The organism is Leptotrichia hongkongensis, from assembly GCF_007990635.1.
GTDB classification, from domain to species: domain Bacteria; phylum Fusobacteriota; class Fusobacteriia; order Fusobacteriales; family Leptotrichiaceae; genus Leptotrichia; species Leptotrichia hongkongensis.
In genome coordinates this window covers 398,685-412,284 of the sequence record NZ_AP019846.1, presented here as the reverse complement: position 1 = coordinate 412,284, position 13,600 = coordinate 398,685, and the positions used below count along the sequence as shown (strand labels likewise).

The 13,600-nt window shown below is 31.2% G+C and carries 11 protein-coding genes; 4 read left to right on the top strand and 7 right to left on the bottom strand.

Features of this window, described 5'->3' with window-relative positions:
• The first annotated feature begins 574 nt into the window (after window positions 1-574).
• The 4 genes from FVE75_RS02000 to FVE75_RS11640 all read left to right on the top strand — a co-directional run bounded on the left by FVE75_RS02000 (window position 575) and on the right by FVE75_RS11640 (window position 6,635).
• Window positions 575-2,914 carry an endonuclease MutS2 gene (locus FVE75_RS02000; protein WP_147004955.1) on the top strand — a complete coding sequence of 780 codons (2,340 nt, stop codon included), beginning with the start codon at window positions 575-577 and terminating at the stop codon, window positions 2,912-2,914.
• A 62-nt stretch (window positions 2,915-2,976) separates the two neighbouring features.
• Window positions 2,977-4,428, top strand: a complete 1,452-nt coding sequence (gene cysS, locus FVE75_RS01995) for a cysteine--tRNA ligase (RefSeq protein WP_147004954.1) — start codon at window positions 2,977-2,979, stop codon at window positions 4,426-4,428.
• 24 nt (window positions 4,429-4,452) lie between these two features.
• The gene (gene coaBC, locus FVE75_RS01990) at window positions 4,453-5,694 is read left to right on the top strand and encodes a bifunctional phosphopantothenoylcysteine decarboxylase/phosphopantothenate--cysteine ligase CoaBC (protein ID WP_147004953.1); all 1,242 of its coding nucleotides are present in this window, start codon (window positions 4,453-4,455) and stop codon (window positions 5,692-5,694) included.
• Between the two features lie 5 nt (window positions 5,695-5,699).
• The gene (locus FVE75_RS11640; protein WP_147004952.1) at window positions 5,700-6,635 is read left to right on the top strand and encodes a M23 family metallopeptidase; all 936 of its coding nucleotides are present in this window, start codon (window positions 5,700-5,702) and stop codon (window positions 6,633-6,635) included.
• A gap of 87 nt (window positions 6,636-6,722) precedes the next feature.
• On the opposite strand, the gene aroC is transcribed toward FVE75_RS11640, so the two are convergent.
• From aroC to aroB, 7 genes are all read right to left on the bottom strand, one after another.
• Entirely contained in the window at window positions 6,723-7,820 is a 1,098-nt protein-coding gene (gene aroC, locus FVE75_RS01980) for a chorismate synthase (protein WP_147004951.1), read from the bottom strand.
• A gap of 27 nt (window positions 7,821-7,847) precedes the next feature.
• Window positions 7,848-8,468: a Type 1 glutamine amidotransferase-like domain-containing protein gene (locus FVE75_RS01975; protein ID WP_147004950.1), complete on the bottom strand. Its 621-nt coding sequence runs from the start codon at window positions 8,466-8,468 to the stop codon at window positions 7,848-7,850.
• A 138-nt stretch (window positions 8,469-8,606) separates the two neighbouring features.
• Window positions 8,607-9,899: a 3-phosphoshikimate 1-carboxyvinyltransferase gene (gene aroA / locus FVE75_RS01970; RefSeq protein WP_147004949.1), complete on the bottom strand. Its 1,293-nt coding sequence runs from the start codon at window positions 9,897-9,899 to the stop codon at window positions 8,607-8,609.
• A gap of 12 nt (window positions 9,900-9,911) precedes the next feature.
• Window positions 9,912-10,919 (bottom strand): PDDEXK nuclease domain-containing protein, encoded by a 1,008-nt coding sequence (locus tag FVE75_RS01965; protein ID WP_147004948.1) that lies wholly within the window; start codon window positions 10,917-10,919, stop codon window positions 9,912-9,914.
• A gap of 92 nt (window positions 10,920-11,011) precedes the next feature.
• Window positions 11,012-11,548, bottom strand: a complete 537-nt coding sequence (locus tag FVE75_RS01960; protein ID WP_147004947.1) for a hypothetical protein — start codon at window positions 11,546-11,548, stop codon at window positions 11,012-11,014.
• Window positions 11,549-11,564: 16 nt separating this feature from the next.
• Entirely contained in the window at window positions 11,565-12,317 is a 753-nt protein-coding gene (locus FVE75_RS01955; RefSeq protein ID WP_147004946.1) for a hypothetical protein, read from the bottom strand.
• Window positions 12,318-12,441: 124 nt separating this feature from the next.
• Window positions 12,442-13,533 carry a 3-dehydroquinate synthase gene (aroB, locus tag FVE75_RS01950; RefSeq protein WP_147004945.1) on the bottom strand — a complete coding sequence of 364 codons (1,092 nt, stop codon included), beginning with the start codon at window positions 13,531-13,533 and terminating at the stop codon, window positions 12,442-12,444.
• Window positions 13,534-13,600 lie beyond the last annotated feature (67 nt).

Below are 13,600 nucleotides of genomic sequence, written 5' to 3'. Positions count from 1 at the left end.
TTTAGCATAATTAACTAATTAACACTTAATAATGTTCGCGAAAGTTCTACGAACTACCCACGTTTTACGCAAAACTTTCTTATAAAGAAAAAATAAAACTTGATTTTGAATAAAGGTTATTTTTACATGATTAACTAAATATTATTTAAAATTTATTCCAAAATCTCAAACAGTTATTTTTTCTTTAACGAAATTTTGCTTACTTTTCTAGTATCACAATTATGTGATTAAATTAAAACTGTCGTGATTTTTTTGGAATGAAAATGATTGTTTGAGCGAAGTTTTACGTAGCGAGTTTCATTTTTATTTTAAAAAAATGCTTAGACGAGCTGGGATTAGTGCGTAGCACTTTCGCCAAAATCTTCAAATATTATAATTTGAAGAAATTGAAATAACTAATATTGCGAAATAAAAGGGGATGGCGATTGTTCCCCTTTGCTTTATAAAAAAGAAAAAGTATAAAATTATCAAGAAAAATCTTTATTAATAATAATTTGTTTCATATAATTTAAATAAGAATATAGGATTTTTAAAATATTAAATAAAAGAAAAAAAGAATGTTGAGGAAAAGAAAATGGAAAAAAATTATGATGTATTAGAATTTTATAAGATAATTAATGAACTTATTGATTTATCACGACTGGAAAAAACGAAAGAAAAGTTTCTGGATATTGATATTATAAAGGAAAAATCGGTTTTGGATAAAGAACTTATGCTTATGATGGAGATGATTGACTTTTATAAGTATGATGATGGTTTGGAACTTGCAGGGCTTGCAGATATTACTAGAATGATGAATTCTATTGATATTATTGGTTCTTATTTGAGTGCTGAGGATTTGGCAGTTCTGAAGAAAAATTTGACGATTTTTAGAATTTCTAAAAGCAGGGCTAAGAATGTTCGAGATAAATATAGAACGATTTGGAATCTGTTTAGCGATGTTGAGGAAGTTAAGGATATTGAGAACTTTATTTCAGAAGCAATTAACGATGAAGGAGTATTGAAGGACGAGGCTTCGATTGGACTTCGTGATGTGAGAAGGCAGAAACAGAATATTAATGCAAATATAAAAGAGAAATTTGACGAGCTGATTTCCAATAAAAGTACGCAAAATGCTATTCAGGAAAGAATAATAACTCAAAGAAATGATAGATACGTAATTGCTGTAAAGACAGATTTTAAAGGCCTTATTAAAGGAATAGAACACGATAGGTCTGCAACAGGAAGCACAGTTTACATCGAGCCTTTAAATGTTGTTTCATTAAATAATAAATTACGTGAATATGAGGCTCGTGAGCGTGAGGAAATTAGAAAAATACTGCTCAGAATTACAGAGCTTGTGAAGACGAAAAAGGAAGAAATTCTGGAAATTAAGGAAATTTTGGAAAGACTGGACTTTATTGATGCGAAAACAACTTATTCAGTTAATAAAAAATGTATTGTTCCAAAAATTATTAATAAAGAATATTTGAAACTGGTTGAAGCAAGACATCCGTTAATTGATGAAAATACAGTTGTGCCGATTAATTTTGAACTTGGGAATCCTGAAAATATAATGCTTATTACAGGGCCTAATACTGGAGGGAAGACAGTAACATTAAAAGTGGCTGGACTTCTTACAATTATGGCTTTATCTGGTATCCCGATTCCTGCAAATGAAAAAACTGAAATTGGATATTTTCACAATGTACTGGCTGACATTGGGGACGAACAAAGTCTTGAGCAAAACTTATCCTCATTTTCAGGGCATGTGAGCAAAATAAAAGATATAATTGAAAATGCAAACAGTAAATCGCTTGTATTAATGGATGAATTGGGAAGTGGAACTGATCCGATGGAAGGGGCTGCTTTTGCGATGGCAATCATTGATTACTTGAACAAAAAACACGTAACTTCAATAATCACAACCCATTACAGCGAAGTAAAAGCCTATGCCTTTAATACAACAGGAATTAAAAGTGCCTCAATGGAATTTGACGTGGAAACATTATCTCCAACGTACAAACTGCTGGAAGGAATACCGGGAGAAAGTAACGCTCTTATAATTGCAAGAAAATACGGAATTAGTGAAGAAGTGATTGAAAATGCGAAAAGCTACATAAGTGAAGATAATCAGCGTGTCGAAGAAATGCTAAAATCAATAAAGGAAAAAAATGATGAGCTGGAAACAATGCAGGCACAATTAGAAGCAACAAGAACTGAACTTGACAAGCAAAAAAGCATTTATGAGCAAAATATGATAAAACTTGAAAATGAAAAAAATGAAATTATAAAACGTGCCTACGAGGAAGCTGACAATTACTTGAAAAACATGCAGGCAAAAGCCAAAAACTTGATTGACAAAATTAACAGCGAGGAATCTAAGAAAGAAGATGCAAAAAACGCTCAAAGAAGCCTGAATATGCTACGTGAATCATTTATTACGGATAAAAAGAAAAATGTAAAGGAAAAGAAAGTTGTTACTCAAAATGTAGATTTTGCCGTTGGGGAAGAAGTGCTTGTAAAAACAATGAACCAAAATGGAAAAATTTTGAAAATAATGCCAAACAACCGTATTCAAGTGCAAACTGGAATATTAAAGCTAGTTGTATCAACTGACGACATTGTAAAAATTCAAAAGAAAAAAACAAACAAATTCAAAAACTTCGCTTCATTAAAACGAACTTCTCAAGTACGAGGAGAAATCGACTTACGTGGAATGAATGCCGACGAAGCAATCGCTGAACTAGAAACATACATGGACAGAGCAATGCTAACAGGCTACCACGAAATCTACATAATTCACGGAAAAGGAACAATGGTACTAAGAAAAAAAATCCACGAATACCTAAGAACTTCAAAATATGTAACAGAATTTAAAGATGCCAATCAAAATGAAGGCGGAATTGGGTGTACGGTGGCTACTTTGAAGTAGGAAATTTATGTTAAGAGAGATTTTTATAAATTAAAAGTTTTCAAAAGCAGGGAGAATAAAAAATGAAACTTTACAACACAATGACAAATAAAATTGAAGAATTTAAGACAATAGAAGAAAATAAGGTAAAAATGTATGTTTGTGGACCTACTGTCTATAATTACATACATTTGGGAAATGCACGTCCGATTGTTGTTTTTGATACGTTGGCACGGTATTTTGAGCATAAGGGCATGAAAGTTGAGTTTGTGCAGAATTTTACGGATGTGGATGATAAGATTATAAATAAGTCTATAGAAGAAGGTACTTCTGCGAGTGAGGTTTCGGAAAAATATATAAAATATTTTTTTGAGGATATTAGCAAGCTGAATATTCTTGAGAGTGTAAAAAGACCTAAGGTTACTGAGAATATGGCGGAAATTATTGAGATTATTCAAAAATTAATTGATAATGGGTTTGCTTATGAGAAAAATGGGGATGTTTACTTTGAGGTAAAAAAATATAAAGATTATGGAAAATTATCAAATCAGAAAATTGAAGAGCTGGAACTTGGGGCTAGGATTGATGTGTCGGAAATTAAGAAAAATCCAGTAGACTTTGCACTTTGGAAGAAAAAGAAGGATGGAGAGCCATTTTGGGAATCGCCTTGGGGACAAGGGCGACCTGGATGGCACATAGAATGTAGTGCGATGGCAAAAAAATATCTAGGGGATACATTTGATATTCACGGTGGCGGACAAGATTTAGTTTTTCCGCATCACGAAAATGAGATTGCTCAAAGTAAGTGTGCTTATCACGGAAACTTTGCAAATTATTGGCTTCACAACGGATTTATTCAGATAAATGGCGACAAAATGTCAAAATCGCTAGGAAATTTCTTTTTGCTTCGTGAAATACTTGAAAAATTTTCTGGAAATGTAGTAAGACTTTTTATTCTTAGTACTCATTACAGAAAGCCGATTAACTTTTCATTTGAGAATATGGAAGATACGAAAAAAGCGTTGCAAAATATTGTAAAATCAATGAATAAATTTGAAAATATTGTTGAAAAATATAAGAATGAAAAAATAGAAAATGTTAAAAATTCAGAGTTTTCTCAAAAAATTGAAGAATTTGATAAAAAATTTGAAGAGGCGATGGATGAGGATATGAACACACCACAGGCACTAGCGACTATTTTTGATCAGATTAGGGAAACAAATAAATTTATTTCCACAAATGAAAATGAGTTTTCCACAATTTATTATGAAATAAAAAAATCTTATGATTCTTTGAAGGAAAAAATAGAAAATGTGTTTGGAATAGCGATTGAAGTAGAAAATGCTGTGAAGGAGGAAGAAGGGGAAAATATGGAATTAACAAAAAAATTAATTGAATTACTGATAAAATTACGAAGTGAGGCAAGAAGCGAGAAAAATTTCAAGTTATCCGATGAAATTCGGGATGAATTGAAGGCACTTGGGGTAGAAATTAAGGATAATAAGGATGGAAGTACGGATTATAATTTATTGTAATTTTTGATTTAAGAAGAGGGAAAAATGAAAAATATTTTAGTAGGAGTTACAGGGGGAATTGCGGCATATAAATCGGCTGGGATTGTATCGCTTTTGAAAAAGAAAGGATATAATGTGAAAGTTGTGATGACTGAAAATGCTACAAAAATCATTGGACCTTTAACTCTTGAAACTTTATCAAGAAATAGGATTTATGTGGATATGTGGGACAGTAATCCGTATTATGAGATGGAACATATTTCACTTGCGGATTGGGCAGATATGGTTTTGATTGCACCTGCGACTTATAATATAATTGGAAAAATTGCAAATGGGATTGCGGATGATATGCTTACGACGATTCTTGCTGCTGTTTCGGTAAGAAAGCCAGTATTTTTTGCTTTAGCAATGAATGTGAATATGTATGAAAATCCGATTTTAAAAGAAAATATTAATAAACTCTCATCTTTTGGGTATAGGTTTATTGATGCAGAAGAAGGACTGCTTGCCTGCAATTATAGTGCGAAGGGTAGAATGAGCGAACCAGAGAATATTGTTGAAGAAATAGAAAGATATAGCATTTTTTCAAAAATAGAAAATTTTGATACTGTGCTAAAAGGCAAAAAAATTCTTATAACAAGCGGGCGAACAAAGGAAAATATTGATCCAATCAGATATTTGTCAAATAATTCAAGCGGGAAAATGGGATATTCAATTGCTCAGGCGGCGGCTGATCTGGGAGCAGAAGTAATTTTAATTAGCGGGCCTACGGACTTGAAAATTCCAAATGGGCTTAAAAATTTTATTTCTGTGGAATCAGCACTTGAAATGTATGAAAAAGTGGATAAATATTTTAAAAATACTGATATTTTCATAGCTTGTGCCGCAGTTGCTGATTACAGACCAAAGGAATACAAAAAGGAAAAAATAAAGAAATCTGATTCAGATTTTGTTATAGAATTGGTTAGAAATCCTGATATTTTGCTAGAGATGAGCAGGAAAAAAGAAAAACAGCTATTAGTTGGATTTGCGGCAGAAACTAACGATATAAAGGAAAATGCCTTGAAAAAGCTGGAAAAGAAAAATTTGGATATTATAGTGGCAAATAATGCGTCTGTAATGGGCAGCGATGAAAATGTGATTGAGATTATTAGAAAAGATAGGACTTCGGTGGAAATTAGTCAGAAAAGTAAGGTGGAGCTGGCTTATGATATTTTGAGTGAGGTTATTTGTGAGTTGGAAAAAATAAATAAAAGAAGGAGAGGCTATAAAAATTTAGCAAATTAACTGTTATGGATAATGAAAATAAGAATTTAGACAATAAAATTGAAGAAAAGCATGAAGTGAAAAATTCAAAATTTAGCAAGAAAAAAGGGATAATTTGGGGAATAATAGCTTTATTAATTTTAGGAATTATTGTTTTCGGAATGATGTTTAGCAGAAAAAACATTAGTTCTAGGAAAAATATTGTGAATGAAGAGGAAGATGACAAAATTTTTAGGGTTAATCCAGTAAAAAATCCGCAAGTTACCTATTATAATTTTCGTGGCGAAGTTTATCCTGACTGGGCTAAATTTGGACTTACTCGAAGCAATGGAGCGAGAGGGCATCAAGGAATCGATATCTTTGCATTGCCAGGGTCAGATGTTTATGCTGTTCTAGATGGTAAAATTGTGGATATGTATGTGGATAAAACTGGATATGGATTAAATTTCTACTTGGAAGTCGATCCAAAAGAACTTGAAAAAATAAAAAGAAAAAATTACAAACCTAAAGAAAGTGCAAGAGAATGGGCATACAGCCCAAATTATGATCCTAATACAATGCAAGTAAAATACATTAGATATTGCCATTTAAGTGAAGTGAATGTAAAAATCGGAGATACAGTAAAGGCTGGGCAAGTGATTGCCAAAACAGGTACAACTGGAAATGCAAGCGGAACACACGCTCCTCATCTGCATTTTGAGATAGCCTTTGAAATGAGAGGAAAAGGACTTATAAACAGAGTTGATCCAGAAATGTACTTTAAAATAAAAAATGGAGACAAAATGACAAAACAAGAGATAGATGTCCAGACTGAAGCAGCTAAGACAGAATGGTTTGAAACAAAGGGCTATGATACTGGATTTAGAGATAAAAGTATATTTTTAGAAAATAAAAGTACTCTTGAAAATGATAAAAAAACAATTATTAAACATAAAATAAAACAAAGAAAAAAATTTAAGTAAAAAATTAAAGCAAGTGGCTAATATTCTAACCTCTTGCTTATTTTTTATTTTCTACAATAATTCGATATCAATTTTTTAATAATTTTTTTACAATTCTCTTTTTTTACTTTCCAAAACCCTATCCAAAATCACAATTGCCGTAGCTGCTTCTAATACTGGCACTACTCTCGATACTATTATTGGATCATGTCTTCCTCGTACTTCTAAAATATCATTTTGCTTTGTTTCAAGATTTACAGTTTTTTGTGCTTTTTCAATTGAAGCCGTCGGTTTTATTGCCACCTTGAATGATATTGGCATTCCAGTAGTTATTCCACCTATGATTCCACCGTTATTATTTGTAAATGATTTTATATTACCTTTTTCATCATAAAACATTTCATCATTTGCTTCGTATCCTGTCATTTCCGTAATTCCAAAGCCTGCTCCAAATTCTATTCCCTTTGTAGCTGGAACTGAGAAAATCATTCTTGAAAGTTCACTTTCCATAGATTCAAAATATGGGTCTCCTATTCCCACAGGAAGTCCTGTAACCATAAGTTCCACAATTCCACCAAGTGAATTCTTTTCTTCTCTTGTTTTTTCCACAGCCTTTTCAATTTTTTCCACAATTTCCTCATTCAAGACAGGTAAAATCATATTTCTGAGTTTATCAATATTTTCTTCTGTAATATCGCTTTCCACAAAATCTCTATCTTCAATATCTTTCACTGATTTAATGTGAGCTGCAATTAAAATCCCCTGCTCCTTCAAAATCTGTTTTGCAATCGCTCCAGCAAATACCAACGAAGCCGTTATTCTACCAGAAAAATGCCCGCTTCCACGAATATCATTAAATCCGTTATATCTATTAAATCCACTCCAATCTGCATGTCCTGGTCTTGGCTTTCTTTTTAATTCGCTGTAATCCTTTGAACGCTGATTTGAATTTCTGATAATCATCGCAAGTGGCGTTCCAGTAGTTTTTCCATCAAAAAATCCGCTCAAAATCTCAAATTCATCCTTTTCCACTCTAGGTGTTGTCAATTTTGATCTTCCAGGTGCTCTTCTTCTCATTTCCTGTGAAATAAATTCCAAATCCAGCTCCGTTCCTGCCGGAATTCCGTCAATATTTACTCCCAATGCACTACCATGTGATTCACCAAAAATTGATATTTTATAATTTTTTCCAAAATTTGCTGCCATTTTTTTTCTTTCTATTTTCCCACATTTTTATTTATCATCATTTTTTACAACAAAATCTTTTCCATTTACAAAAACTGCCTCACTATTGCTTATTGGAAGTAAATTTAATTTACTTTCATAAATTTTTATAGTTTCTTTTGAACTTTCGACAAACGGAAATTCATTATTATGTGGCACAATATAAAAATCTGTAATATTCATTGCTTCATAATTATCCAAATCAGGAGCAATTTCCTTATTATCCATTATCTGAATGTATTCTATATTTTTAGAAGTAATAACCGCTCCAGCCGATTCTCCTATATAAAGCATTCCATTTGATATTTTGTCTTTGATAGTATCTAAAATTTTTTTACGTTTTAGTTCCTGCAATAGATAAAATATATTTCCACCTGATACATACAAAATTTTTGTATCTTTCAATATATTTTCTATTTTTTGTTTTTCTGTTTTTGAAATATCTAAAATATTTATTGAAAATCCCAATTTCAAAAATGCTTGCTTAGCTTCGTCTACATATCCTTTATAATCTTCAGGGTTTGAAGCAGTAGGAACAAACGTAATTTCTTTTTCTGGTACATCTTTTAAAAATTCTTTCACTAAATTTTTCGTTCCTGCTAAATATGATGTCAAAAATAATTTACTCATAATAAATTCCCTTTCCTAACGGTCTCAACAAAATTTAATTAAATTTTACATCCGCATATTTTATTAATTTTCTATCTCATTAATTTAGATTTTACCATTTTTAACTTATTTATCAATTATAAATAAATTTTATCTTTCTTAGCAATCTTTCTCTATTTCTCCACCCATTTTCACAAAATCATCCCAAAAATGCGGATAAGATTTTCTAACACTTTCAGCCTCTTCCAGAATTATTTCCTTTTCACATCTTGTCGAAGCAATCGCAAGCGACATTGCAATTCTATGGTCATTCCATGCATTCACTGTAACTCCCCCTGTAAATCCTTCTACACCTTGAATAATCAAACTGTCCCCTTCCTCAGCTACATTCGCTCCAAGTTTATTCAATTCCGTCTTTATTGAAGTTATTCTATCTGATTCTTTTATTCTCAATCTTTCCCCATTAATAATCCTAGTTTCCCCTTTACTCAAGGCAGCCAGCACAGTCAAAACTGGTCCAATATCAGGACATTGCGAAATATCAATTACTGTACCTTGAGTTTTAGAAGGCTTCACAAGTACATAATCATCAAAAATCTCAAGATTTGCCCCCATTCTTTCAACAATTTCTATTATTTCCCTGTCGCCCTGCAGCGAGTTCTTATTCACATGCAGGCATTTCACTTCATTATTCCTGTTTGCAGAAATTATTCCAGCCACAATCCAGAATGCCACTTGCGAATAATCCCCCTCAACAGTATAATCAAACGGCTTATAAATCTGATTTCCTCTTATATCGAAACTTTTATAATTGTTATTCACAATTTCAATTCCTGCCAGTTTCAATATTTCCAATGTCAAATCAATATATCCTTTAGATTCCAGATTCTTATTAATAGTCAACTTTGAATCTCCGTCCAAGAGTGGCAAGGCATACAAAAGTCCAGTAATAAACTGCGAACTTATATTCCCGTCAATTTCATAATTCCCTGCCTTCAATTTTCCATTCACTGTAAGTGGCAATTTCCCATTCTCATTTTTATAAAAAATTCCCTGCTTATCAAAAATTCTATAATACGAGTCAAGCGGCCTGTCCACGAGTTTCCCTTTTCCGTCGAAAATCAGTTCATTTTCATCTGTAATCCCAATCGGTATCAAAAACCTGATTGTAGATCCCGACTCATTACATTGTACATATTTATCTTTTGGAACGACTTTTCCGCTATTTCCGATAATTTCAAGAGAACTTTCCTCTCGATTGATTTTCGCTCCCCAGTTTTCCATAATATCCGTTGTTGTCGTAATATCTACTGAAAACTTCAAATTATCAATTTTTGATTTTCTACTGTTTTCAGCCAATGCCGCCGCAATCACTGCTCTGTGCGAATAACTTTTAGATGGCGGGATTTCTATTGTACCGTTTAATACACTTGGTTTTATTTTTATTTTCATAATTTAATCCTCCTAATCTTCTTCAAGAATTTTAATCAATTCCTCTTTACTTGGCAAAACTGTTTTATATGTACTTGCAAAAATTTGCTCATTATCTTCTGGCAACGTGTATTCCACCAAAGACTGATTTTTTTCCTGACACAGTACTATTCCAATTGTTTTATTTTCATCATCTAATTTCATTTCTCTGTCATAATAATTTACATACATCTGCATTTGCCCTATATCCTGATGTTTTAATTTACCAATTTTCAAATCAATTAGGACAAAGCATTTCAAAAGCCTGTTATAAAAAACTAAATCAATGTAAAAATGCTGTTCATCAAAAGATATTCGTTTTTGTCTACCTACAAATGTAAAGCCATTCCCAAGTTCCAATAAAAAATTTTCTAATTTACTTATTAATTTTTCTTCCAGTTCACTTTCTGAATAGCTAGACTGTTCTGGCAATCCTATAAATTCAAGGATATAAGGATCCTTTATCAAATCCTGTGGCTTTTCTATAATCTGTCCTTTTTGCGAAAGTTCCAAAACTTTCTTCTTATCTCTACTTAAACTTAACCTCGTATACAACGCACTATCAAACTGTCTTTCTAGTTCTCTTAAACTCCAATTATTTTTAACAGCCTCGATTTCATAAAATTTCCTTTCATCAGGATTTGAAATTCTGCTTAATTTAATATAATGCGACCAACTCAATTTAAATTCATCAGACAGTGTCTGATGAATTCCATTTTCCGAATAAACTACATAAAATTGTCGCATTTGTCGTAAATTTGTTACTGAAAATCCTTTTTTGTATTTTTCAGTTAATTTCTCAGATAATATCTCTAAAATTTTCTTTCCATATTCTGCTCTATTTTCACCTTTCTGCTCTTCCTCGACTATCATTCTTCCTATCTCAAAATACGTCAAAACCATCGTCTGATTAACAGTTGTAACAACTTTTTTCCTTGCATTTTCCAACAAATCAATTACATTTTTCACTATTTCCATATTTTCAATTTCTCTCTTTTTCATTATTTCTCCCCCTTTTATAAATCCCTTTTTTAATTCATCGGACACTATCTCCTAAATTTCCGAGAAAGTGTCTCAAAAATCTCGTTTTCTAGTTAATTCTCCTTACTCATCTGTTCCTTTTTCTCAGCTCTTATAAAAGCAACTACAGATACAATCGCAACTAAAATTATCCAAGCCCAATCTGTATATATTTCATTACTTATTTTAAAAACTCCCATCCACGAATAAGATAAACCTTCTAGAAATGGTAATTTTTGCTCTTTTTTCAAATAATAAGCTACCAAAACTACATCAACAAAGTATACTGCAATCATGGAAAAAATTGTAATTACAGGAATTCCTTTTGTAATATCCCTCATTGGCAAAGCCTCATATTTTGGATTTAGTAAATTTTCATTTTTAGCATTTGCTCCAAATTTACTTTGACGTATAGGTTTGGCAATATTTTTACTTTCTGTCTCTGTCTTTTTAATTTTTATTCCAAATATCCAGCCAAAAAAAACTATAAAAAATATAATTATAGAAATTATTTTATATCCTAAAAAAATCATCGAAAATCCTAAGCAAATCATAACTGCAACAATAGAACTTAACCCTGCAAATAAAATTCCATTTAAATATCTCTTCATAAATAATCCCTTTCATCTAATTTTTATTCAGTTTTTCTATTAAAAAGACTAGTAGATTTTCACAGAAAACCTCAATTTCATTTCCAAAAGCTAAAATAATATTATTGTTTAAATCCTTTACAAATATCACTCCATCTGTTACACCAATTATATATTCTTCCCAGTTATATATTTCATCATCAAATGTAATATTTTCTTTCGAAACTTTTATTTTCTTTAAATTATCAAAATTCTCAATTTGCTTCTTGTCTGAGAAAAGACTGAAACTTAATTTATGTGATTTTCTAAATGGAAATTCCTCATTTCCACCATTTTCAATATTTTCTAATGCACTCGGATAATTCTGTTTTACAAAATCTTCTTGAAATAAATTAAAAGCATCTTTTTTATACCCGCCTGCATTAATTTTTTCCCACTTTCCTTCATTAGATTTGAAAAAAATCGCTGTAAATGTATTTCCCACCATGTATACTTCCTTTGAAAGAAAATATTGCAAATTTTTATAATAGTTTTTTTCATTTTTTCCTATACTGAAACCATCATCATAAAAATAAATGTTTGGATATTTCTTTTTATAATACGAAAACACAAAGAAATCTACTATTCCTAGTATAATTAATAAAACTATAAAAATTATAACAGTAGAAACATAAAAATTTCTGCTAATTTCAACTGTAAATAATAAAACTACTCCTATATTTAATACCAGCAAAGAAATTAAAAATTTTGCTGAATTAAAAATTATTTTTAACCAGTTCGCCTTTTCCACTTTTCAGAAATTTTCCTGTAACATATTTTTTCACTCCTTCACTATTTCAAATAGGTCATACACTGTCTGACCTTTTCAATTTCCCCTCATAATCACACATTTATATTTTTACAATTTCAAATGCTTACTCAAAAATCTCCTTTTCCCCAATCTTCATAATCTCAACTTCCCCAATTTCCTTTAGAATTACAAAATTAATTCCATCACTTGTACTTTTCTTATCCCTTTTCATAATTTCAGAAATCCTGTCTTTCGGATATTCAATCTCAGTCGGTAAATTCAATGCTCTCAATAGTTTCTCAATTTTTACAGATTCATTCTTTTTTGTAAACCCTTTTTTCTCCCCAATTTTTGTAATATCTACCATTCCAGCAGAAATCGCTTCTCCGTGTGAATATTTCTCATAATTTGTAAACTGCTCTATTGCATGTCCGATAGTATGTCCAAAATTCAATATCATTCTCAAATTACTTTCCTTCTCATCTTTTTCCACAACTTCCTTTTTTATCTCACAGGAACGGTAAACAATCTCATTCACATATTTCATCAGATGTTCACGCAATTTCTGCTTATAATTTTCATCATCATAAGAAACTTCAACTGTTTCCACTATTTCCACAAGTCTGTCAAAAAACTTCTTATCATAAATACATCCATATTTCACAATTTCAGCAAATCCGTCGTAAAAATATCTGTCTGTCAATGTATTCAAAAAATAATTGTCAATTAAAACAAGTTTCGGTTGATGAAATGCCCCAACAAGATTTTTCCCTTCAGGCAAGTCAACTCCAACTTTTCCTCCAACACTGCTGTCGACCTGTGAAACAATCGTCGTGGGTATCTGTATAAATCCAATCCCACGCATATAACTGGCAGCCGCAAATCCGGCAATATCTCCAACAACTCCGCCACCAAATGCAACAACCATATCTTTTCTTGTAAGCCCTGCATTTACCATTGCAGAATAAATTTCAGGCATTATACCAATATGTTTATTTTTTTCTCCTGCTTCCAGCACATAAATTGTATAATCAAAGCCTTTAAACATCTTCTTATATTGATTCCTATAAATTTTATCCACATTAGAATCAGTAATCACAAATAATTTTTTGCCATTATAAATTTTTTCAATATATTCAGGAAATTTCTCAAAAAAATTTTTTCCAATTACAATATCATAAGAATTTTCCCCTAATCCAACATTCAATATTTCCATAATTTTCTCCATTTCCTCTTCTTTATGTGTATATTAAAATATAGCAAAACCATTAAATTCTGTCATT